The sequence below is a fragment of the Myxococcus guangdongensis genome (genome assembly GCF_024198255.1).
In the GTDB taxonomy this organism is placed as follows: domain Bacteria; phylum Myxococcota; class Myxococcia; order Myxococcales; family Myxococcaceae; genus Myxococcus; species Myxococcus guangdongensis.
Window position 1 is genome coordinate 41,733 of record NZ_JAJVKW010000025.1, and the last position, 21,645, is coordinate 63,377.

Below are 21,645 nucleotides of genomic sequence, written 5' to 3' on the forward strand. Positions count from 1 at the left end.
TCATGAAGATTGCCTTCTCCACCGGCAGCGCGCTCGTCCTGCTGTCGCTGTCCGCCTGCTCCCGCAAGGAGGCCGAGCCGCCCGCCGCGCCGCCTCCCGCCGCCATCCACGTCGACACCGTCACCGTGCAGGCGCACCCCATGCCCCGCACACTGCCGCTGACGGGCTCGCTCGTGTCCCACCAGAAGTCGGATGTGGCCGCGAACGCGTCCGGCGTCGTCATCAAGACCTTCGTGGAGCGCGGCGCCCTCGTGAAGGAGGGCCAGCCGCTGGTGCAGCTCGACACGCGCGGGGCGGAGCTGTCCCAGGCCGAGGCCCGGGCCAACCTGGGCAACCTCCAGGCCCAGCAGGAGCTGGCCCAGTCCCAGTGCGAGCGCTACGAGAAGCTGCTCGACAAGGGCGCCATCAGCCGAGACGAGTGGGACAAGATCGCCAGCCAATGCAAGGCGGCCGCTGGCAGCACCGAGGCCGCGCGGGCGCGGATGGAGCTGGCGAGGAAGACGCTCAGCGACGCCATCGTCCGGGCGCCTTTCGCGGGCCGGGTGGACGAGCGCCACGTCAGCGTGGGCGAGTACGTGCAGCCCAACTCCAAGGTGGCCTTCATCGTGGAACTGGACCCGCTGCGCATCCAGCTCTCCGTGGGCGAGTCGGACATCCAGCGCATCCAGGAGGGGCAGCAGGTGGCCTTCGACGTGTCGGCCTTCCCGAAGGAGCGCTTCCGGGGCACCGTGAAGTACATCGGCCCCACGGTGCGCGCCGACAGCCGCGACCTGGTGGTGGAAGCGGTGGTGGACAACCCGGACCGCAAGCTGCGCCCCGGCATGTTCGCCACCGCGCACCTGCAGCTCCCCGAGCAGTTGCTGCCCTCCGTACCCAGGACCACGCTCGTCACCCAGGGCCAGGTCACCCGCCTCTTCGCGGTGGTGGACGGCCACATCGAGGAGCGCGTGGTGCGCACGGGCCCCGAGTGCGACGGGCTGGTGGCGGTGCTGGACGGGCTCCAGCCCGGCGAGCGCGTCGTCAATCAGCCTGGCCCCCAGGTGAAGGACGGCACGCCCGTCGACTGACGGAGCCCCCGCCTCGCCCCACTCCCTCAAGGACCTCCCGTCATGCAATGGCTCGCCAATCTCGCCGTGCGCCGCGCCGTCTTCGCGTCGGTGCTGATGATCGCCATCCTCGTCGTCGGCGTCGCCGGCTACCTCAACCTGGGCGTCGACGCCTTCCCCAAGGTCGACGTCCCCGTCATCACCATCACCACCCGCCTGGACGGCGCCTCGCCCGAGGTCGTCGAGTCGGAGCTCACCGAGAAGATAGAGCAGTCGGTCAACACCATCTCCGGCATCGACGAGCTGCGCTCGGTCTCCAGTGACGGCGTCAGCCAGGTCACCCTCGGCTTCACGCTGGAGAAGGACATCGACGTGGCGGCGCAGGACGTGCGCGACCACGTGGCGGTGGTGCTCAACGAGTTGCCGAGCGGCGTGGACCCGCCCGTCATCACCAAGATGGACCCGGATGCCTCCCCCATCCTCTACATCGCGCTGAAGGGCCCCCCGGGCGCCACGCCGCGGGAGGTCACGGAGCTGGCCGACAAGCGCCTCCAGCGCGAAATCGAGAACGTCTCCGGCGTGGGGGAGGTGAACATCGTCGGTGGGCGGGAGCGCCAGGTGAGCGTGTGGCTGGAGAGCGAGGCCCTGCGCGCGCACGGCATCACCGCGGCGGACGTGCAGCGGGCGCTGGCGAGCCAGAACCTGGAGGCCCCTGGAGGCACGCTCCAGACGGGCCCTCGGGACTTGAGCCTGCGCGTGCAGGGCCGGGTGGAGTCCATCGAGGCGCTCGGCCGCATCGTCATCCGCAACGTGGAGGGGCGCCCCCTGCGCATCCAGGACGTGGCGCGCGTGGAGGACGGCGAGGTGGAGGAGCAGACGGCGGCGCGGTTGGATGGCGCGCCCACCGTGGTGCTGACGGTGCGCAAGCAGAGCGGCGAGAACACGGTGGCGGTGGTGAAGTCCGTGCGCGAGCGGCTGGGGCGGGCACAGGCGCTGTTGCCCCAGGGCTACACGATGGAGGTGGTGCGCGACACGTCTGGCACCATCCAGACGCAGGTCCACTCGGTCATCGAGCACCTGATTCTCGGCGCGCTGTTCTCCGCGCTCGTCGTGCTGTTGTTCCTGGGCAACGTGCGCTCCACCCTCATCGCCGCGCTGGCCATCCCCATCTCCATCATCGGCACCTTCGCGCTGATGTGGCTGCAGGGCTTCACGCTCAACATCATCACCCTGCTGGCCCTGGCGCTGGCGGTGGGAATCGTCATCGACGACGCCATCGTCGTGCTGGAGAACATCGTCCGCTTCATCGAGGAGAAGAAACTCAAGCCCTTCCCGGCCGCCATCCTCGCCACGCGGGACATCGGCCTCGCGGTGCTCGCCACCACGCTCAGCCTGATGGCGGTGTTCGTGCCCGTGGCGTTCATGACGGGCATCGTCGGGCGGTTCCTCAAGGGCTTCGGCCTCACCATGGCGTATGCCATCGGGGTGTCGCTCATCGTGTCCTTCACCCTGACGCCCATGCTGGCGGCCCGGTGGCTGGACCCTGCCCCCGAGAGCGGGCACTCGAAGAAGACGGTGCTCCAGAAGCTGGTGGACCGCTTCTACCTGCCCATCGAGAACGCCTACATGGCCATGCTGCGCTACGTGATGCGCCACCGCTGGCTCGTCGTCGTCGTGTGCGTGGCGACGCTCGGCTCCTGCGTGCCGCTCTTCAAGGCCGTGCCCGTCAGCTTCCAGCCGCCCAACGACGAGGCGAACTTCGCCATCAACCTGCGCACGCCCGAGGGCACGAGCCTCCAGGCCACGCTCATCGCCGCCGAGCGCATCGCCCGCGAGACGCGCCGCATCCCCGGCGTGGCCCACACCCTGACCACCATCGGCAACAACGCCCAGCGCACGCCCAACGTGGCCAACATCTACGTGCGACTGGTGGACCCCGTCGAGCGAGCGCAGAGCCAGCAGGAGCTGGCCGCGCGGGTGCGGCGGGACATCGTCTCCAAGCAGCCCCCGGGGCTGCGCATCGACATCTCCGACGTGAGCGCCTTCTCGGGGGGCTCGAACAAGTCGGTGCAGTACATCCTCAACGGGCCGGACCTGGAGAAGCTGGGCGAGTACAGCCAGCGCATCGTGGAGCAGCTGCGCGAGTTCCCCAGCGCCGCGGACGTGGACTCCAGCATGGTGCTGGGCAAGCCCGAGGTCCGGGTGCACGTGCTGCGCGACAAGGCGGCGGACCTGGGCGTCCAGGTGTCGGACATCTCCAACACCCTGCGGCTCCTGGTGGGAGGCATGGACGCGTCCACCTTCCAGGACGGCGGCGAGGACTACGAGGTGCGGCTGCGCGCCCAGGCCTCGGACCGCGACGACGTGGAGCGGCTGCTGCTGATGACGGTGCCGTCCAGTCGGCTGGGCGCGGTGCCGCTGCGTGACGTGGTGGAGCTGACACAGCAGACGGGCCCGTCCGAAATCGCCCGGCTCAACCGCCGTCGGCAGGTGACGGTGTCCGCCAACGTGCAGCCCGGCGTGGGACAGAGCGTGGTGACCCGGCGCCTGGAGGAGATCGTCCAGACGCTGGAGCTGCCGGCGGGCTACTCGGCGGCGGCCACGGGCCAGTCGCGCGAGATGGGGCGCACGATGACGTCGTTCCTCACCGCCTTCGCCCTGTCGTTCATCTTCATGTACCTCATCCTGGCGGCGCAGTTCGAGAGCTGGCTGCACCCGTTCACCATCCTCTTCTGCCTGCCGCTCACCATGCCGTTCGCCCTGCTGTCGCTGCTCATCTTCGGGCAGACCTTCAACCTGCAGTCCGCGCTGGGCCTGCTGGTGCTCTTCGGCGTGGTGAAGAAGAACTCCATCCTCCAGGTGGACCACACCAACAACCTGCGCGCCCAGGGGATGCCCCGGGCCGAGGCCATCCTCGAGGCCAACCGGGACAGATTGCGGCCCATCCTGATGACGACCATCGCCTTCGTCGCGGGCATGGTGCCGCTCGTCACCTCCCAGGGCATCGGCGCGGGCATCAACCGCGCCACCGCGGGCATCGTGGTGGGAGGCCAGACCCTCTCGCTGCTGCTCACCCTGCTGGCCACGCCGGTCCTCTACTCGCTGCTCGACGACGCGGTGGAGTGGTGGCGCGCGCGGCGGTCCGGGCGCGGCGCCGTGGACCGGGGGGAGCAGGAGCTGGCCCATCTGGAGCGGCGGGAGCACGCGGCCCCAGCACATCCCGTGGCCTCGGCCTCCCGTGGCACCTGAGACGCGGAGCGGGATTGAACCTCGCGGGCCCTGGCTCGCGCTCGAGCACACCTTGGATGTCGGAAAGCACCTGAGCCCGGAGACCCTCCACCATGTTCGTATTCTCGCTGCTCATGCTGTTGCCGCAGGGGACACCTCAGGACAAGAAGCCTCGCCGGGGCGCCGGGCCTTCGCCCCGCGGCACCTCGACGCGAGGCGCGACCTCGAAGAGGCGGGGCGCGGCGACGACGAGGGCGCCCCACCCGCCGACCCGACCCAAGGCGCATGGGGGGCGCGTCGGCCGATGAGCTTCGACGCCTCCCGAGCCCTCCCCGCCAGGGGCCTGCTCCTCTTCGCCCTGCTGGTGACGAGCACCGCGAGCGCGCAGACCTCCGACGACCGTGCCTATGTGGGCTTCACCACCAAGCGGGGCACGTCCATCGGCTCACATGGCGTGAAGCTGGAAGAGCAGCTCCAACTGGAGCTGCGTCCGATGCTGCCGTCCTTTTCGCTGGGACACGCGCGGCTCGTCCCCATCCTGGGCTTCGAGACCCGCTGGATGGGGATGCAGCCACGGACACCGCCCCTCATGGCGCAGGAGGACCAGATGCATGGGGCGCTCCATCGCTTCCAGCTCGGGCTCACCCTGGTGCAACCGCTCGCGCCGCGCTGGCTGCTGATGGTGGGTGCGACCGGGAGCGCGCGCACGGACTTCTCGATGGACTTCGACTTCGAGAAGGACACGTCCTGGGCGGCCTTCGTCATGGCGAACTATTTCCTCGGCGGGGACCCGAGGATGACGCTCACGCTGGGGGCCGTCGCCCAGTATCCGTTCGAACAGGTTCCAATCTTCCCGCTGGTGGGCTTCGCCTACCGCAAGGACCCGTTCATCCTGGAGCTGGGCGTGCCGCGCGCCACCCTGCTCATGAAGTGGGGGAGCCGGCTGGAGCTGGGGTTCACCGGCGCCTTCGAGCGGCAGATCTTCCGCATCGACCTCCCGGGCGACCTCGAGCAGCTGGGCGCCCACTATGCCCAGGAGACCAGCCTGCGCTTCGGCCCGACGATGAACGTGCGGCTGGGCTCCGGACCGCTCTGGCTCAGCTCCTCCGTCGGCCTCGACTTCATGAATGACTACGCGCTGCTCGACCGGGACCGAGAGCGCATCGCGCCCGACATCGCCGCGCCGACGAAGCCCGCGCCCTACCTGCGCTTCCAGGTGAGCTGGCGGCCTCCCCACCGCCCCGCGGCGGATGCGCGCCCGGCCGGGGTGCCCGCTCCCGGGGTCGAGAAGCGTTGAGCGAGCACCCGGAGGCGCGTCAGTGCGACTCGGACAAATGGCTGGTGGCGGTCCAGCGCTTGCCATCGAAGCGATAGAACCAGGTGGCGTTGCCCTCGCCCCAGTCCACGAGCGCATCCCGGCTCGTCGCGGGCACGCCATGCAGGCCGGGCTTCTTGTTCGGGAGATAGAGCTGCAAGCAGCTCACCTCGCGAGGCAGCGACTGGACCTCACGCACCAGGCCCTTGCGCGTGAAGAGGATGCGCACGGGCACCGAGCCGTTGCACGAGAAGCCCTTGCCCGGGAACGCGTAGTCCGGCGCCCCGTCCTTGTCGAAGTCACCCCGGATGCAGGGCACGCCACTCGTGCGGAGCACCTGCGCATCCAACCCGAGCTCGCGCAAGGTGGACTCCGCCGAGCCCACGCTGCCCACGCAGAGACACTGCCGCGCCTCCACCGGATTGCAGCTCGGGTCCTGATAGGACAGCTCCACGCGCCGCGAAGCCTCCGGCGCGGGGGCCCCCTGGGTGCTCGGGGTCACCACGGCTTGGGACGACGCCTCGGCATAGCCGAGGGCAACCAGCGGAAGAGTCCAGCCCAGCATCCAGCGCACACCCATGATGTATCGGTTCCTTCCAGGCCCAGGGATGAAGCGGGCACCCGCCTATACGGCGGGCAGCGCGCGCTATTCAATGCGCCCGCTCACGAAGCGCGTTTCCCGCCGGCGCGAGGCGTCTGACGGGCCCGGGCGGCGAGGATGCGCGACAGGTTGTCCTCGATCCAGAGCGTCAGCCCCTCCACCTGCTGGGCCACCTCCTCGCCCAGCGGCGTGAGGCTGTACTCCACGCGCGGCGGCACCTCCGGGAACACCTCGCGCGTCACGAAGCCGTCGGCCTCCAGGGCCTGGAGGGTCTGCGAGAGCATCTTCTCGCTCACGCCGGCCACCTTGCGCCGCAGCTCGCTGAAGCGGTGCGTGCCTTCCTCCAACAGGGCCACGAGCGCCAGCACGCCCCAGCGGCTCGTCACGTGCTCGAGCACGCCTCGCGAGGGACACATCGGGGCGTACACATCACCTCGCGACGGGCCCTGGGCCTGCCCGCTCAACCGCTTCAACACTTCCGTGTTCCGCTTCCGCGTCGCCATGATGGGTAAGTACCTTACTTCAAGGTGGGTACTTACCAACAGAAAGCAAGGTCGTTAGGGTGACTCGCGTCATCTCACCCCCATTCGGGAGGACCCCTCATGATTGCTGTCACCGGAGCCACCGGCCACCTGGGCCGCCACGTCATCGACCAGTTGCTGCGCAAGGTCCCCGCCACCCAGGTGGTCGCGGTCGTCCGCTCGCCCGACAAGGCCAAGGACCTGGCCGAGCGGGGCGTACAGGTGCGCCAGGGCGACTACGAGAAGCCCGCGACGCTCGACGCCGCGTTCCAGGGCATCGACTCGCTGCTGCTCATCTCCTCGAACGAGGTGGGCAAGCGGCTGTCCCAGCACGAGGCGGCCATCGCGGCGGCGAAGAAGGCGGGCGTCAAGCACGTCGTCTACACCAGCCTCCTGCACGCCGACACGTCCGGCCTCTCGCTCGCGCCAGAGCACCTGGGGACGGAGAAGGCCCTCCGCGCCTCGGGGCTCGGCTTCACGCTGCTGCGCAATGGCTGGTACCTGGAGAACTACACCGAGAACCTGGGCTCCGCGCTCCAGCACGGCGTGCTGCTGGGCGCCGCGAAGGAGGGCCGCATCGCGGCCGCCGCCCGCGCGGACTTCGCCGCCGCCGCGGTGGCGGTGCTGACCACGCCGGGGCACGAGGGCAAGGTGTACGAGCTCGCGGGGGACGCGCCCTTCACCATGGCCGAGCTCGCCGCGGAGGTGGCGCGCCAGTCCGGCAAGCCCGTGGCCTACAACGACCTGCCCCAGGACAAGTACGAGGAGACCCTGCGGGGCTTCGGACTGCCGGGGCCGGTGGCGCAGATGCTCGCGAGCGCCGACGCGGGAATCGCGCGCGGTGAGCTGGATGACCGAAGCGGGGAGCTGCATCGACTCATCGGCCGGGACACCACGCCCCTGGCCCAGGCCGTGAGCGTGGGCCTGAAGGGCGCCTGAGCGCCCTCGGGACTCAAGACCACACGAGCGTCTGCGTCGCGGAGAGGCTCGACAGGCCCTCCTCCGTGTCGCAGGCGCCGTGCTGGAGGCTGGCGTAGACGAACGTCCGGACGGCGGTGGCGCCCTGGAACCTCCCGGACATCACCGTGCCCGTCTGGACCACGGTGATGAGGGTCGGCTCGGGGGCCACCGTGACGTCGGTGAGCACGAAGGGGGGACGTCTCCCCCGTGTTCCACGTCAGCGTCGCGGTGACAGGCAGGGATTTGAACCGCGTGGCGCACGAGTCGTCCGGGACGACGATGGTCGACGCGTTGCTCGCGGACGTCACCGGGTCTCCCATCACGGTGACGCAATTGCTCGAGCGACCCTGCGGGGCGGCTCCACCTCACCCTCGTCTACATCACCGGCCACCGGGGCACGCTCTGGGTCGGCCAGGGGAAGACGTGGAAGCGACTCCAGGACGGAGGGCTCCTCGTGTCGGAGCTCCATGACAGCGCGCGATTCGCGGGTGCGCGCTACCGTGGAACCCATCAGGGCCTGTGGGTGAAGGCCCAGCAAGGACGGCTGCGACCCGTGCGCGAGGTGGACTCGAGGATGAAGGCGAACGTGGCGACGTGCTCCGGCCGCATCGGAATCCGCCCGGATGGCACGCGGATGCGGAGCGCGAGCCTCCGAGGCGCCGCCCTCTTCGATGGCGGGCGCTGGACATTCTCGTTCCAGACTTCCCGCACCTCCAGGGTCCCACGGCGCAAGATGGCCCCTCGGAGGAAGCCATGAAGCACCCCACCCGTCCCCATACACGCCACCCGAAGCCTCGGGGCCACTCGCGCGGCCTGCCGAGCCTCGGGCTTGGACTCGCGATGTCGATGACCGCGTGCCGGTCCTCCTCACAGACGATGGACGACAGCGCCGCGCAGCTCGTCTCGTCGGAGTCCGCGCCCTTCGTGGCGGCCCCGGCCCAGACGCCCTCGTGGCTCGGTGTCCCCGCGGCCGACTCGCGGGTGCAGGTCATCGGGCGTGCGTACCGCTCCGGGACTCGCGTCGTCTTCTCCCACCCCGGCGTGACGATTCGCGTGCGGTTCTGGGGAGATGCCCTGCGGATGCGCCTCGACGACGCGGGGCTGGGTGGCGACACGAAGACCAACTACTTCGACGTCATCGTCGACGGGGGCGCGCCCCAGAAGCTGGAGGTGAAGGGCGGCCCGGCCACCTACCCGCTCGCCACCGGACTCCCGCTGGGGCTCCACACGGTGGAGGTCCTCAAGCGCACCGAGACCTCGGTGGGCGTCACCACGCTCGAGGCCCTCGAGGTCCACGGAGAGCTCCGGGAGCCGCCGCCTCGCGCGCCGCTGCGGATGGAGTTCGTCGGAGACTCCATCACCTGCGGCTACGGCACCGACGTCTCCATCATCCCGCCCTCCCCCTCGTGGCGCGCGCCCACCTTCACCTCCAAGAACGAGAACCCCACGCGGACCTACGCGTGGCTCACGGCCCGACAGCTGGGCGCGGAGGCCTCGCTCATCTGCCACTCGGGTCACGGCGTGTACCGCAACCTGGACCTGTCGACGTCGGGGCTCCTGCCCGCCCTCTATGAGCTCGCGGTCCCCGGCCACAGTGCACCTTGGGACTCCTCCGGTGAGTCACCCCACGTGATTGTCATCAACGCGGGGAGCAACGACACCCTCGCCGGTTACGGCACGGAGGTCTTCCTCCCGGATGAAACGGCCTTCAAGTCTGCCTATCGGACGTTCCTCACCCGCTTGCGTGCGCTGCATCCGCAAGCACACCTCGTGTGCACGCTGGGCAGCATGACGGATGGCTACAAGCAGCAGGAACAAGGCGGCCCTTCCGTCCACGTGGGCGACTGGCTCACCGAGCTGGTCGCCGAGCGGAATCAACAGGGCGACGCGCGCGTCCACCGCCATGTCATGGCCGTGCAGAACCCGTCCGTGGACGGAGTCGCCGAGGACTGGCATCCGTCCGCCGGCACCCACGCGAAGATGGCCGAAGCATTGAGCCGCTTCATCCAGGACGTCATCCGCCAATAAGACATTTGCCAATAAGCAAAGCCGTGGACAGGAGAATGCTCTGTCCTCACTGAACGACACACGTGTCCAACGGCAGATGGAGCAACCTGACAGGCCATTGGGCACACTCCCTCGGTGTGCCATGCTTTGGTCATGGCGGACATGCTCGAGTCAGAAGCCCCCGTTTCCGAGGGATTGGACCGGCGTCGCTTCCTGACGTGGGTCGTCGCCTCGCCCACGTTGATGATTGCGGCCCGACTGGGGCTCGACGTGCCCGAGGCCGAGGCCGCGCAGCCCGAGGCAGCGACGGCGATGAGCCTCTACCTGACGCTCCAGGAGGACGGACGCGTCAGCACCACCCTCCCACGCACGGAGATGGGCCAGGGCATCACCACCGCCGTGGCGATGCTCGTCGCGGAGGAGCTCGACGTCGCGCTCGACGCGGTCGACATCCACAGCGCGGACGTGGACGCGCGCTGGTTCACCCAGCTCACCGGCATGTCCTCCACGATGCGCCTCGTGTCCGGGCCGCTTCGCGCCGCGGCGGCGGACGCGCGGGCCCGGCTCGTCACGGCGGCGGCGCTGCGCTGGCGGGTCCTCGCGCCCACGCTCACCACCGCGCGGGGCGTGGTGAGCGCGCCCGATGGTCGCCGCGCCGGCTATGGCGAGCTGGCGCAGGACGCCGCCCGGGTGGTGCTGCCCCTGGTCTCCACGCAGCCCAAGCCGGTGAGCCAGTACACGGTGGTGGGCAAGCCCACCGGGCGCATCGACGCGCGGGACATCGTCACGGGGGCGACGCGGCACTCCATGGACGTCGACCTCCCCGAGGCGCTCCCCACGGTGGTCGCGAGGCCTCCCACGCTGCGCGGCACCGTCCGCACCGTCGACGCCACGGCGGCGCGAGCCATGGGCGGCGTGGTGGACGTGGTCTCGCTGGGCACCGGCGTGGCGGTGGTGGCCCGGACCTTCGGACAGGCGCTCGCGGCCCGCGCGGCGCTGCGCATCACCTGGGCGCCCGGCCCCGCCAGCGCGCTGTCCGACGCGGACATCCGCACGCGCCTGCGCGACGGCATCGGCGCGCGGCCCCTGCCGCCGCTGTTCACGACGCGCACGCTGGAGGGGAGATTCGACTTCCCCTACCTGGCGCACGCCCCCATGGAGACGCAGGGCTGCGTGGCGCGCGTGCAGGGTGGGCAGGCGGAGGTCTGGGTGGGGACGCAGGACCCGAAGCATGCCCAGCGCGAGGTGGCTCGGGCGCTCGGCTGGGACCTGACGCCGTGGAAGGTGACGGTGCACACCACGCGCGCGGGCGGTGGCTTCGGTCGCAGGTTCTTCAACGAGGCGGCGGTGGAGGCCGCGCTCGTGTCGAGGGCCCTCGGCAAGCCGGTGAAGCTGATGTGGAGCCGGGACGACGACATGCGCCACGGGCGCTTCCGTCCCGCGAGCCACCACCGCATCCTCGCCCACCTGGGTCTGGGCGGGCGCATCCTGGGCTGGCACCACCGCGCCGCCATCCCCACCCTGGAGGTGCCGCACGGCTTCGGCGACGTCATCACCGCGCTCGTCGGAGAGGCCCTCCCGGAGGTCACCGGCGCGGTGTTCTTCGCGCTGTCGCAGAAGCTCCCCTATTCGTTCGGACAGGTGAGCCACGAGCTGCGCGACATCTCCCTCCCGATTCCCACCGCGTCCTTCCGCTCGGTGTTCACCAGCCAGGTCGGGGTGTCGAACGAAGTCTTCGTCGACCAGCTGGCGCGCGAGCTCCAGGTGGACCCGGTGACGCTGCGTCGCGAGCGGCTCGATTCGAGCCGGCTCAAGGCGGTGCTGAACAAGGTGGTGACGGAAGGACAGTGGGGGCGCGCGCTGCCGCCCGGGGTGGCACAGGGGGTGGCCGTGCTCGAGGAGTGGGGCAGCGCCATCGCGCACCTCATCGAGGTGGACGTCACGGGAGAGACGCCGCGGGTGCTGCGCATCGTCATCGCCGCGGACGTGGGCCTGCCCATCAACCCCAAGGGCATCGAGGCCCAGCTCCAGGGCGCCGCGGTGGACGCGATGTCCACCACGCTGAGCGCGGGCATCCACATCGACGCGGGCGCGGTGCGTGAGAGCAGCTACGCGAACTATCGCTGGATGCGGATGAAGCACGTCCCGGCCGACATCCAGGTGCACCTGGTGCGCTCGGATGACCGCGTGGGCGGCGTGGGAGAGCTGGGCTACCCCAGCGCCGCGGCCGCGCTGACGAACGCGATTGCACGAGCCCAGGGCACGATGCCCACCCGCTTCCCCATCCTCGACGAGGGAGTCTGAGCATGCCGGCCCATCAGTTCATCCTCAATGGCCAGACGGTGTCGGTGGAGGCGCCCGAGGACCTGTCGCTCCTGTGGGTGCTGCGCGACGTGCTGGGCGTGACGGGGCCCAAGTATGGCTGTGGCGTGGGCGTGTGCGGCGCGTGCACCAGCCACCTGGACGGGGAGGCCTTCCGGCCCTGCATCCATCCGGTGGGCACGCTGTCAGGCCGCGAGGTGATAACCATCGAGGGCCTGGGCGCGCAGGGGCTGCACCCGGTGCAGCAGGCGTGGATGACGGAGGACGTGGCCCAGTGTGGCTTCTGTCAGCCGGGGCAGATCATGGCCGCCGTCGCGCTGCTGAAGAAGAACGCCCACCCGTCCGACGCGGACATCGACGCGGCGATGAGCGACAACGTCTGCCGGTGCGGCACCTACGTCCGCATCCGGGCCGCCATCAAGCGCGCCGCCCTGCTCCTGCGCAGCGGCGCGGTGGGTGGGTGAAGGCTCGTGGGTGGACGCCCACGAGCCTTGCGAGCGCTCAGCCGAGCTTCTTGCGCAGCCAGGTGTCCAGGGCGAAGCGGCCGGGCCCCACGGTCATCAGCAGCACCGCGATGACCAGGTAGAGCAGGGGCAGCTCATAGCTGCCGGCGTGGCCGACGAACGGGTCGCCCTTCACCACGGCGTGGACGTGCGTCGCGACGGCCATCGTGAAGAAGAGGCCCAGCGACGCCAGGGGCACGAGCAGGCCCAGCACCCAGGCGAGCCCGCCGCCGAACTCGGAGAGCGCGGCGAGCGCCTGGAGGATTCCCGGCACGGGAGCCTCGGCGCCCATCCAGGCGAACGGGTTTTGAATCTTCGACCAGCCGTGGAACATGAACGCGATGCCGGCGACGAGGCGCAGCAGCAACAGGCCGACGCTGGGCGCCGTCGGCAGGGGCGCGGGGAACAGGGAGGCGAGCTTCATGGTGATTCCTTCGAGGAGTCCGGGTTTGACCTGGCGCGAGACATAATCCAGGACGTCCCCCGTTGGGAGCCCTCGCCAATGGATTGGCCCATGACCCCTGAACAAGAAATGCAGGCACGGGAAGAGGCGTGGACGTATCAAGAGTGGGACCTGTCCGCCGATTCGCAGCATCCCGGCTGGAGCGCCGTCGGGCGGTTCTTGAAGACCACCCTGTCCTCCACGAGGCCCGCGGCGCTCGCCCGCTTCGAGTTCGACCGGCGCACGGGCACCTATCAGCAGCCCCAGCCCCCCGTCGTCGCGGCGAGCGAGGACTTCCAGCCCTCCGACATCCTGGACGGCCTCCGTGGCGACACGTTCATGGTGCTCATCCTCCACACCCCGCTGGAGATGAAGGACGTGTTCCCCGAATACGTCCTGTGCACCGAAGGCAGCCTCGTGCCCAGCAAGAGCGAGCGCGTCTTCCACGCCCCGCTCATCGGGCTCGAGGAAACGCTGAAGCTGGGACGACATGCCCTGGTGGTTTCACACGATGGTGACCCGCTGTACTGGATTTCCTCGCCGTCCACCGCTCGGTGAAGTGCGCTCCGGCTCCGTCCGTGGCGCGACACCCGGGGCGGACGTCGTTGGTTTCGCGAGGGGCGCGGGCTAGGGTCCGCGCATGAAACAAGTCTCCCAGTGTATCGAGGCGTTGAAGCAGAAGTCGGACCTGCTGGACCTGACCATCGCCGAGCCCATCTCAGCCGATGACCTGGTGAAGATCGTGAAGCCGCACTTCGGCACCCTGCGATGGACGCCGCCCCCCAGCTATCGCGAGGCGCTCGCGCTGGGACTGTGCATCGCGGAGCGAAGCCTCAAGGAAGACGGCATGGACGTGGGCTTCTGGCTCTACGACGCGGAGGACATCGGCAGCGCGAACGAGGACCTGGTCCACCTGCCCGAGGGCGTCTCCGTCGAGGAGGGCGTGGACCTCTCCACCAACCACCTGGTCGGCTTCGCGGAGGCCGGCGGCGAGGCCGTGTGGTGCTTCGACGTGAGCAAGCCGGGTCCCACCGGCGAGTACCCCATCTACTACCACCACCAGGACCAGCCGCGCGCCCGCGTGCTGGCGACCGGTGAGTGGCACAACCCCGACGATGCCACGCCGGACTTCGAGTCCTTCCCTCAGTGGCTCGAGACGATGACCGCGGCCCTCACCGCCCCCAAGCTGCCCAGCTGGTTCAAGGACCTGGGCTCTCCCGGGATGACCTTCGACAAGAAGCGCCTGTCGCTGTAGTCCCCCGCCCCGGCTCCCGCGTCCGACTCGCGGGGGCCTTCGGGCCTCAGCGCGTGCTCGTCATGATGCCGCCCTGCTGGAGCAGCGCGAAGAGCTCCACCAGCGCCTCCACCGGGATGACGTACCCGTACTCCGCATAGGCCGCGTCACGGATGTCCGCCACGGAGCGACGGCCATCCGCGTAGCTCGCGATGGCATCAGGCAGTTGGTAGAAGCGCAGCTCGCTCTCCCCCTGCCCCCGCAGCGCCGACGCCGCGTCACGGAACGCGGCCTGCACCGCGTCCACCCGGGGCTTCTCCGCCGGGGCCACCTTGCCCGCAATCTCATCGAAGGAGGCCAGCTCCTTGCCCTTCACCCGACGCGGGACGAAGGCGCGGGCGCGGCGCTCCCCCTCCGTCACGGCGGGCTCCTTGAGCGAGACACCCCGCGCCTTGCCATCCACCTCCACGCGCTCCAGCGCCTGCTCCTCGGCCCGGTCCAACAGCTTCGTCAGCGTCTTCACCGACGCGGCCGGCGCACCCAACGGCTGACACGAGCGCAGCGCCTCACGCTCCCGCTGATAGGCGGCGCGCACCACCGCGCGCGCGAGCCGGTAGGTGCCCGCCACATGCCCCGCGGGCACCGCGGCCAGGTCCCTGCGCGCCCGGAACTCGTCCTCCGCCACGCGACGCGCGCCGTGCACCGACACCAGCCGCGCCAGCTCCAGCGCACCCGGGCCCTCCGCCCAGGCGGCCACGGTGATGGAGGCCAGCCCCGCGAACGCCGCGCGGTGCAGCTGCGTGGGGTCCACGTTCTCCGGGCGATCTCCGCTCGTGTGGTACGCGTCATCCGGCCAGGTGGAGAAGGCCACGCCGGGGATGCCGTGGTCATTGAAGAGCTGGTGGTCCGAGCCCCGACCATAGCGCTCCACGTGCATGTCCATCGGCTCGCGCGAGCCGGTGACGGAGCCGATGCGGAAGTCCTTGCGCGACGGATAGGTCACCGCGTTGAAGCGGTTCATGAAGGCCACCGTGGACTCCGTCACGGCGTTCACGAAGCTGCCCAGCCAATCCGGCGTGTACGACGCGGAGAAGCGCGAGTGCACCTTCGTCAGGCTCGCGCCGAGCATGTCGAAGTTGTAGTGCGCCACGCGCCGCACCGGCTCGGCGCCGTGGTGCTCGAACCACTCGCGCGTCCCCTCGAACTCCGGCAGCCACAGCACGCGCACGGTGCGCACCGGAGGCGGCAGCACCCCGTCCCGGATGAGCGTGGTGTACGTGCGCACCATCTCCAGCAACGTGGCCGAGCCCGAGGCGTTGTCATTCGCCCCCGGCTTGTAGTGGTCCAGGTGCGCGGTGAGGACGACCTCCTCGTCCGGGCGCTGGCCAGGGATGACGCCGCTGACGATGGAGTAGTGCCCCGGCTTCGTCTCGGCGGAGATGTTCACGTCCACCTGCATCGGGCCCATCTGGAGCTGCGCTCGCAGCTCGCGCGCCTGGCGGTCGGTGAGCATGAACAGGAAGGGCGCCTCCTGGCCCTCGGGGCGGATGCCCGGCGGCACGACGGCCCAGCCAATCTGGTCGGGGAAGTCCCCGTCCATGCGGTGCGGCTGGTTCCAGGGAGGCGTCGAGTACGAGGAGACCACGCCCACCGCGCCGAGCTTCCCCACCGCCCGGCGCAGGACCCCCACGGGGTGCCCTCGCGTGAACACCACCTTGCCCTTCAAGTCCTTGCCCGCGTAGTCCGAGTCCTGGTTGCCCAGCCCCACGTCGACCAGCTCCAGCGCCTTGCCCTCGAAGCTGCCGCTGCGAAGCGCCAGCGCCATGGGCTGGTCGGCATGCGACGTCACCTTGTAACGAAGCGGCCCGGACACCCACAGCTCGCCCCGCGAGGCACGCCACTGAGGCTCCTCCTTCATCGGCTCCACGCGCACGTCCTGGAGCCCCACGGCCTTCGCGCTCGAGGCAATCCACTCCGCCGCCTGCCCGTAGCCCTCCGCGTTGTCCCGGCCGAGCAGCGACAGTCGCTGCACACCGTCATGGATGCGGTCCCCGGAGCTCTCCGAGATGAGCGCGCGCACCACGTCGTCCCTCAGCACCAGTCCGGTGGTGGGCGACACCGGCCCCACGGGTGACACCGGAGGCTGGGCGAAGGCGGGGAGCGACACGAGCACGGCGAGGAACGGGAGCAGGCGAAGGCGCATGGAGGTCTCGGTGCTGGCAACTCAGCACCCCGCTACGCGCGAGTCCAACATCCATTGCATGCCGACCGGCGGGTGACAGTTCGGGATGAACCCGGTGTTCCAGAGAGTCCACACCCCTGGAGACCTCATGATTCCCACGCGCATCTTCCTGCGCATCGCCGGCGTGCTCACGCTGGGCGGACTGACGCATTGCACCCCCGCCGAGCCGGAGCGCGATGTCCCCGAGGCCGCCGTGACGGAGCCCACCGCGACGGCCGAGTCCCAGGCTGCGCTGAGCACCACCGCCCCCGGCAAGCGACTCTTCACTCACGCCTTCCCGGACACGAACGGCCGCTCGTGCGCCACCTGCCACGTGCTCGACGACAGCACCGCGCTCAAGCCCGCGCACGTCCAGGCGCTGCATGCCTCGAACCCGAAGGACGTGCTCTTCCATCGCATCGACTCGGATGACCCGAGCGCGGCGATTCCCACGTACGAACACCTGAAGAAGGGCCTGGTCCGCGTCGTCCTGGCCCTGCCCGACAACATGGATGTCATCGACGCCCAGGGGCAGGTCGTCACCCCCGCGGACCGGAAGGTCTCCGTCTGGCGCGGCGTGCCGAGCATCCAGGACGTGGCCCTCACCGGTCCCTTCTTCCAGCTCGACGGCCGTGAATCCAACCTGGAGGACCAGGCCCAGGGCGCCATCACCAGCCACAGCCAGGGAGGCGCCGTCCCCCGCTCGCAGCTGCGCCAGCTCGCGAGCTTCCAGCGCGACGCGTTCACCTCGCCTCGCCCGCGCTTCGTCGCGAGCCTGCTGGACGCGGGCGTCCCGCTCTCGCGCATCCCGTCACCCGAGGACTTCCTGTGGCTCACACCCGCCGAGGCGCGCGGACGCGAGGTCTTCAAGGTCGGCTGCGAGCCGTGCCACGGCAGCCCCACCCTGAGCCACATCTCCCAGCCGGCGATGCGGGAGCTCGCCTCCAGCTTCCCGGTGACGAAGCCCGACGGCAACGTCGTCTTCACGAACGTCCCGGGCACGGGCCCCGTCCCCGTGCAGGGCCAACGCCAGACACCCGACATCCTGAACATCGCCGTGGGAGGCTTCACGTACCTGGGACAGATTGGCCAGTTCCCCACGCTGTACAACGCCTCGCTGGAGCTGCCGCGCTACCGGTTCCGCTTCTACACGGACGGCACCCGCAAGCAGCAGGTGACGGACCTGCCGCCCATCCCCGTCACCGCGAGCGGAGACCCGTACGACCCGAACCCCGCCGTGGACGAGAACGGCGCGCCCATCGTCGGCCCCAACCTCTTCCCACAAGCCTTCACCACGGACCCCGGCCGCGCGCTCGTCACCGGCAACCCGCTGGACTTCGAGGCCTTCGACATCCCCACGCTCCGAGGCGCCGCGCGGACCGCGCCGTACTTCCACGACAACAGCATCGAGACGCTGAAGGGCGTGGTCGACCTCTACAGCCAGTTCATCATCCCCTTCACGTCCGCGCTCCAGCTGCCGCCCGTCCATCCCCCGGAGTTCCCCGGCGCGCCGCCCGAGTCGCTCAGCCCTGCCCAGAAGCAGGACTTGATGCGCTTCCTCGAGCGGCTCTGAAGACAAACGTGAACGAGGCCAACCCGCCAGCGTAGTCCGGCGGGCCGGGTCCACCAACCGGTCCTTGCTCCGTGGAGATGGCGCCTCGGAGTGAGGACCCTCTTGCTCCTGGCGTGGCTTGTAATCCCGCGGCGCTCGATTCCCCACGGGCGCGGGCGTCCACCCCGGACGTCGCCTCTCGATAGGAGCCTCACCCTCATGGCCCTCGAGTCACCCGTCGTCCGCACGCTCGCCGTCGGACTCACGTTGCTGTGCTTCGCCTGTTCGGAGGACAAACCCAGACAGCCCGAGCCGCCTCCGCCGCCGCCACCGGTGGACCCGTGGGATGGCACCTACACGCCGCTCGTGGACCCCACGGACTGGGAGGACCCGGGCGAGTACGCGCCCTGCACCGCCACCGTCGCCCGCGGCACGACTTTCGATTGTGATTCGCCCGCGCTGTTCGACGTGTCGAAGTGCGACACGGCCTCGCTCTCCACCGTGGACCCGCAGGGCATCTACATGGTGGACCTGCGCAACATGGACGCCTACCCGGGCTTCGTCAGCCTGAGGGTTCCTCGCGGTGGTGGGCCCGGGACGATGGACGACCGGCCCCTCGTCCGACAGGAGTTGACGGGCCGCTTCCACTTCACCAGTCGCTTCGAGCTCGCGAACGCCCAACGGCAGGTGGCGCTCCTGGGCTGCCAGGTCTCCCGCCCCGGGTATGTGACGGGCTGCTATGCGCGCTGTACGAACGGCAAGGTGGGCGGCACCGGGACCTTCGAGGCCGCGCGGATGACCTGGGGACGGGGCGAGGCCGAGTCCTCGGGCGGCTTGCGGCTGCTGTCCGAGACGGCCGTCGCGCCCGGTCAGCCGGTGGATGTCTACGTCGACGGGCACCACGCCTATGTCGTGTCCACGCCCTGGGGCGCCCGGACGCCGGGAGGGCTCACCGTCTTCGACATCAGCGACCGCGCCCGCCCCGTGATGACGAAGAAGATATCCCTCCCCGGAGACTCCACCTGGAACGCGGCCTGGACGCGAGGAAACGCGCTCTACATCGCGAGCAGGGACACGGGCGTGCTCGTCTTCGACATCACCGAGCGCGCCAACCCCACCTTCGTGCGCAACGTGCCCGGCGGCCCGCCCCTCAACGTCCACACGCTCTTCGTGGACAAAGACCGCCTGTACGCGGTGTCACCCGGCCCCTCGGCCCATGGGGAGACGCTGCTGTTCGACATCTCGAAGCCGCTCGAGCCGACCCTGCTCAACCGCATCGTCGTGTCCGACACGACGTCCTACCTGCCCTCGGCGCACGACAGCTTCGCCTATCAGGACCGGCTCTACATCAACCACTTCAGCTCGGGCTACGTCGTCTTCGACGTGAAGGACGCGATGAACCCGAAGGAGCTGGGCACGTACACCTTCGCGACGGACAACAGCACGTCGATGAGCCACGCGGGCGCGGTGGGCACGTTCGGCGGGAGGACCATCGCGTTCGAGGGCGGCGAGTACCAGGGCGCCCACCTGCGCGTGCTCGACGTGACCGACCCCACCCACATCCCGCTCATCGGCCGGTACAAGCTGCGCAACCAGACGTCCATCCACAACATGATCCTCAAGGACCAGCGTCTGTACATCGCCTACTACCACGAGGGGTTGCGCGTGCTGGACGTCTCCATTCCGCCCCAGCCGAAGGAGATTGCCCACTTCAACACCTTCAGAGAAGACGACCCGGAGCGCTCCGACGGCCTGCTCGATGGCGCCATCGGCATCCGGGTGCCGGGCGACGGCCACGTGTACGTGGTGGACACCGCGCGCGGGCTGCTCATCTTCAACGAGCCCTGAGCTACCGCCGGAAGTACGACGCCTGTTGGAAGCGCAGGCCGGCGAGGACCTGCTCCACCCTCGCCTCGGACAACGAGCCGATGCGCGCTCCGAGGCGGGACTTCTCCACCGACTCGATTTGCGACACCACGACGACGCTCTGGCGGGGCAGGTCGCCCTCCCCGGGCTCGAGCAGGACGTTGCCGGGCTCGGTGGCGCGGTGCAGGTTCGACGTGAGCGCGCAGACCACCACCGTGGTGATTCGCGAGTGGTTGAAGACATCCTCCTGCACCACCACGTACGGATGCGAGTAGGCCGGCGCGGGGCCCCGCGCGTCATCGGGCGCGAGCCAGTACAGGTCGCCCCGGTCGATTCGCGGCGTGTCCGGGCTGGTCGTCATGGCGCAAGTATCTCCTTCGAAAACCACGGTGCATGACCAGACCCGGGGACTGCCTTCGTAGAGCCTCTGCCGACCCGAGTGGGTGCGGCGGAAGCAATCAGAAGGTCCCCCCCATGTCAGGAGAAAAATCCGTGCGTGTCACATCCTCCCTCGCATGCATCACCCGCTGGCTCCTGTTGAGCCTGAGCCTCTTCGGAGTGAAGGCTTTCGCTGGCTACGTGTCCGCTCCAGATGGCACCGTCCTGCTCGGAATCGGGACCTCGAACCGCTACTACGTGGCGGGCGGGGCGCGCTTCTTCATCCCTCCCGCGCAGCACAGCCTCTACTCGGGCCTCACGACGGTGGCCCTGCCCCAGGCCACCATCGACTCGTACACCCAGGTGCCCATGGACGGCACCCTCTTCCGTCAGATTGGGACTTCCCCCATCTACGTCGTCGTGGGTCAGCGGCCCTGGTGGATTCCCAACCCCACGGAGCTGGATGCCTGGGATGACTGGAGGGTCGTCCACGACATCCCGAACAGCAATTGGTCCGACCCCTTCATCGACTACACCTACGCCATGAGTCTGCTGGTGCAGGAGCGCACCACGAGCCCCATCTACCTGTGGGTCGCCGGCGCCAAGTACCTGCTCACCGACCCCGCGGACATCGCGTACTTCGGTGGCTACGGCAGCGTGAAGACGGTCCCCCTGGGCACGCTGGCGAGCGTCCCGAACGAGCCGTGGTGCGGCGCCGTGGTGCGCGAGCGCTCCAGCAGCACCGTGTACGAGGTGGGCTACGTCAACAGCAGCACCCCCGGCCTGCGCAAGCACGCCACCACCCATCCCACGCACGGCGTGGTCCCGGATGGGGCGCTCTCCGCGCTCCCCACCATGTCCTTCGGGCTCTCCTGCATCTGGTAGGTGAGCACTCTCGCGGGAGGGCCTGTCACACGGGCCCTCTCGCGGTCCGACGTGCTCACCCCGGGCCCGATGCGGCGGGCCCGACGAGCGTGTACGGGTCCGGGAAGGCGGCGCGGATCGCCGCGACGAGCTTGGGCTCGAGGTCTGAGCGCGTCGTGTCCTCCATCCACCGGAAGGCGTTGTTCAGCCGCTGGAAGGACCGCATGAAGTAGAACGGGGACTGACCATTCGTCGGGATGCCGCTGCTCCAGCGACGAATCGTATGGGCCAGGTCCCGCATCGGTTCGAAGAACGACAGCGCGGTCGCCAGTTCGAGGCACTTCTCCTTCTCGCGTTTGGGATACAGCGCGACGAGCAGGTGCAGCATCGCCACCGGGTCGTCGCTCTCCAGCCAGGCGGCCACGACCGCCCCACGCTCGACGCCCAGCTCCTGCGCCTCTCCCCAATCCCGGGCGCGGCTGGACACCTCGGCCATCAGGTCAGTGAGGGTTCGCGGCGTGGTCATCCAACGACGATATGGCATGGCACGGGTCGGCTGCATCCGCCGCGAATGCGGGTGGAGGG

The 21,645-nt window shown here is 69.7% G+C and carries 19 protein-coding genes; 12 read left to right on the forward strand and 7 right to left on the reverse strand.

The genetic code is table 11. The annotated features are described in order from the left end of the window. Positions 1–2 precede the first annotated feature (2 nt). From LXT21_RS43165 to LXT21_RS43175, 3 genes are all read left to right on the forward strand, one after another. Entirely contained in the window at positions 3–1,067 is a 1,065-nt protein-coding gene (locus LXT21_RS43165; protein WP_254044099.1) for an efflux RND transporter periplasmic adaptor subunit, read from the forward strand. 42 nt (positions 1,068–1,109) lie between these two features. Beyond that, positions 1,110–4,295, forward strand: coding sequence for an efflux RND transporter permease subunit (locus tag LXT21_RS43170; RefSeq protein ID WP_254044100.1), 3,186 nt, complete (start codon positions 1,110–1,112; stop codon positions 4,293–4,295). Positions 4,296–4,578: 283 nt separating this feature from the next. After that, on the forward strand, positions 4,579–5,571 hold the full coding sequence (locus LXT21_RS43175; protein WP_254044101.1) for a hypothetical protein: 993 nt from the start codon (positions 4,579–4,581) through the stop codon (positions 5,569–5,571). Between the two features lie 19 nt (positions 5,572–5,590). Here LXT21_RS43175 and LXT21_RS43180 read toward each other — a convergent pair whose 3' ends face one another. Next, positions 5,591–6,169 (reverse strand): hypothetical protein, encoded by a 579-nt coding sequence (locus LXT21_RS43180; RefSeq protein ID WP_254044102.1) that lies wholly within the window; start codon positions 6,167–6,169, stop codon positions 5,591–5,593. An 83-nt stretch (positions 6,170–6,252) separates the two neighbouring features. Then, positions 6,253–6,693 carry a winged helix-turn-helix transcriptional regulator gene (locus tag LXT21_RS43185; protein ID WP_254044103.1) on the reverse strand — a complete coding sequence of 147 codons (441 nt, stop codon included), beginning with the start codon at positions 6,691–6,693 and terminating at the stop codon, positions 6,253–6,255. A gap of 99 nt (positions 6,694–6,792) precedes the next feature. On the opposite strand from LXT21_RS43185, the gene LXT21_RS43190 reads away from it, so the two are divergent. Continuing rightward, entirely contained in the window at positions 6,793–7,650 is an 858-nt protein-coding gene (locus LXT21_RS43190) for an SDR family oxidoreductase (protein WP_254044104.1), read from the forward strand. A 13-nt stretch (positions 7,651–7,663) separates the two neighbouring features. Here LXT21_RS43190 and LXT21_RS43195 read toward each other — a convergent pair whose 3' ends face one another. Beyond that, entirely contained in the window at positions 7,664–7,858 is a 195-nt protein-coding gene (locus tag LXT21_RS43195) for a hypothetical protein (RefSeq protein WP_254044105.1), read from the reverse strand. A gap of 566 nt (positions 7,859–8,424) precedes the next feature. On the opposite strand from LXT21_RS43195, the gene LXT21_RS43200 reads away from it, so the two are divergent. The 3 genes from LXT21_RS43200 to LXT21_RS43210 all read left to right on the forward strand — a co-directional run bounded on the left by LXT21_RS43200 (position 8,425) and on the right by LXT21_RS43210 (position 12,464). Next, complete coding sequence (locus tag LXT21_RS43200) at positions 8,425–9,699, forward strand: SGNH/GDSL hydrolase family protein (protein WP_254044106.1); 1,275 nt, start codon at positions 8,425–8,427, stop codon at positions 9,697–9,699. A gap of 132 nt (positions 9,700–9,831) precedes the next feature. Then, entirely contained in the window at positions 9,832–11,982 is a 2,151-nt protein-coding gene (locus tag LXT21_RS43205) for a xanthine dehydrogenase family protein molybdopterin-binding subunit (RefSeq protein WP_254044107.1), read from the forward strand. 2 nt (positions 11,983–11,984) lie between these two features. Continuing rightward, positions 11,985–12,464, forward strand: coding sequence for a (2Fe-2S)-binding protein (locus LXT21_RS43210; RefSeq protein ID WP_254044108.1), 480 nt, complete (start codon positions 11,985–11,987; stop codon positions 12,462–12,464). A gap of 37 nt (positions 12,465–12,501) precedes the next feature. Here LXT21_RS43210 and LXT21_RS43215 read toward each other — a convergent pair whose 3' ends face one another. Next, on the reverse strand, positions 12,502–12,927 hold the full coding sequence (locus LXT21_RS43215; RefSeq protein ID WP_254044109.1) for a DoxX family protein: 426 nt from the start codon (positions 12,925–12,927) through the stop codon (positions 12,502–12,504). Between the two features lie 90 nt (positions 12,928–13,017). On the opposite strand from LXT21_RS43215, the gene LXT21_RS43220 reads away from it, so the two are divergent. Then, positions 13,018–13,503 (forward strand): hypothetical protein, encoded by a 486-nt coding sequence (locus LXT21_RS43220; protein WP_254044110.1) that lies wholly within the window; start codon positions 13,018–13,020, stop codon positions 13,501–13,503. An 82-nt stretch (positions 13,504–13,585) separates the two neighbouring features. Then, entirely contained in the window at positions 13,586–14,200 is a 615-nt protein-coding gene (locus LXT21_RS43225; protein ID WP_254044111.1) for an SMI1/KNR4 family protein, read from the forward strand. Positions 14,201–14,246: 46 nt separating this feature from the next. Here the strand turns inward: LXT21_RS43225 and LXT21_RS43230 are convergent, their stop codons facing one another. Next, positions 14,247–16,382, reverse strand: a complete 2,136-nt coding sequence (locus tag LXT21_RS43230) for a M28 family peptidase (protein WP_254044112.1) — start codon at positions 16,380–16,382, stop codon at positions 14,247–14,249. A gap of 127 nt (positions 16,383–16,509) precedes the next feature. Here LXT21_RS43230 and LXT21_RS43235 point away from each other — a divergent pair, with 127 nt between their 5' ends. Then, positions 16,510–17,973 carry a cytochrome-c peroxidase gene (locus LXT21_RS43235; RefSeq protein WP_254044113.1) on the forward strand — a complete coding sequence of 488 codons (1,464 nt, stop codon included), beginning with the start codon at positions 16,510–16,512 and terminating at the stop codon, positions 17,971–17,973. Positions 17,974–18,171: 198 nt separating this feature from the next. Further along, on the forward strand, positions 18,172–19,800 hold the full coding sequence (locus LXT21_RS43240; protein ID WP_254044114.1) for an LVIVD repeat-containing protein: 1,629 nt from the start codon (positions 18,172–18,174) through the stop codon (positions 19,798–19,800). A 1-nt stretch (position 19,801) separates the two neighbouring features. Here LXT21_RS43240 and LXT21_RS43245 read toward each other — a convergent pair whose 3' ends face one another. Further along, the gene (locus tag LXT21_RS43245; RefSeq protein ID WP_254044115.1) at positions 19,802–20,179 is read right to left on the reverse strand and encodes a type II toxin-antitoxin system PemK/MazF family toxin; all 378 of its coding nucleotides are present in this window, start codon (positions 20,177–20,179) and stop codon (positions 19,802–19,804) included. A gap of 131 nt (positions 20,180–20,310) precedes the next feature. Here LXT21_RS43245 and LXT21_RS43250 point away from each other — a divergent pair, with 131 nt between their 5' ends. Further along, positions 20,311–21,081, forward strand: a complete 771-nt coding sequence (locus tag LXT21_RS43250; protein WP_254044116.1) for a hypothetical protein — start codon at positions 20,311–20,313, stop codon at positions 21,079–21,081. A gap of 55 nt (positions 21,082–21,136) precedes the next feature. Here the strand turns inward: LXT21_RS43250 and LXT21_RS43255 are convergent, their stop codons facing one another. Further along, positions 21,137–21,604 (reverse strand): hypothetical protein, encoded by a 468-nt coding sequence (locus tag LXT21_RS43255; protein WP_254044117.1) that lies wholly within the window; start codon positions 21,602–21,604, stop codon positions 21,137–21,139. Between the last annotated feature and the right edge of the window lie 41 nt (positions 21,605–21,645).

Excerpts from the sequence above, each read along its gene's own strand:
- LXT21_RS43215 (WP_254044109.1), bottom strand. The coding sequence starts at position 12,927 with ATGAAGCTCGCCTCCCTGTTCCCCGCGCCCCTGCCGACGGCGCCCAGC.
- LXT21_RS43185 (WP_254044103.1), bottom strand. The coding sequence starts at position 6,693 with ATGGCGACGCGGAAGCGGAACACGGAAGTGTTGAAGCGGTTGAGCGGG.
- LXT21_RS43225 (WP_254044111.1), top strand. The coding sequence starts at position 13,586 with ATGAAACAAGTCTCCCAGTGTATCGAGGCGTTGAAGCAGAAGTCGGAC.
- LXT21_RS43200 (WP_254044106.1), top strand. The coding sequence starts at position 8,425 with ATGAAGCACCCCACCCGTCCCCATACACGCCACCCGAAGCCTCGGGGC.
- LXT21_RS43205 (WP_254044107.1), top strand. The coding sequence starts at position 9,832 with ATGGCGGACATGCTCGAGTCAGAAGCCCCCGTTTCCGAGGGATTGGAC.
- LXT21_RS43170 (WP_254044100.1), top strand. The coding sequence starts at position 1,110 with ATGCAATGGCTCGCCAATCTCGCCGTGCGCCGCGCCGTCTTCGCGTCG.
- LXT21_RS43245 (WP_254044115.1), bottom strand. The coding sequence starts at position 20,179 with ATGACGACCAGCCCGGACACGCCGCGAATCGACCGGGGCGACCTGTAC.
- LXT21_RS43220 (WP_254044110.1), top strand. The coding sequence starts at position 13,018 with ATGACCCCTGAACAAGAAATGCAGGCACGGGAAGAGGCGTGGACGTAT.
- LXT21_RS43230 (WP_254044112.1), bottom strand. The coding sequence starts at position 16,382 with ATGCGCCTTCGCCTGCTCCCGTTCCTCGCCGTGCTCGTGTCGCTCCCC.
- LXT21_RS43240 (WP_254044114.1), top strand. The coding sequence starts at position 18,172 with ATGGCCCTCGAGTCACCCGTCGTCCGCACGCTCGCCGTCGGACTCACG.
- LXT21_RS43255 (WP_254044117.1), bottom strand. The coding sequence starts at position 21,604 with ATGCCATATCGTCGTTGGATGACCACGCCGCGAACCCTCACTGACCTG.
- LXT21_RS43190 (WP_254044104.1), top strand. The coding sequence starts at position 6,793 with ATGATTGCTGTCACCGGAGCCACCGGCCACCTGGGCCGCCACGTCATC.
- LXT21_RS43175 (WP_254044101.1), top strand. The coding sequence starts at position 4,579 with ATGAGCTTCGACGCCTCCCGAGCCCTCCCCGCCAGGGGCCTGCTCCTC.
- LXT21_RS43180 (WP_254044102.1), bottom strand. The coding sequence starts at position 6,169 with ATGGGTGTGCGCTGGATGCTGGGCTGGACTCTTCCGCTGGTTGCCCTC.
- LXT21_RS43165 (WP_254044099.1), top strand. The coding sequence starts at position 3 with ATGAAGATTGCCTTCTCCACCGGCAGCGCGCTCGTCCTGCTGTCGCTG.
- LXT21_RS43210 (WP_254044108.1), top strand. The coding sequence starts at position 11,985 with ATGCCGGCCCATCAGTTCATCCTCAATGGCCAGACGGTGTCGGTGGAG.
- LXT21_RS43235 (WP_254044113.1), top strand. The coding sequence starts at position 16,510 with ATGATTCCCACGCGCATCTTCCTGCGCATCGCCGGCGTGCTCACGCTG.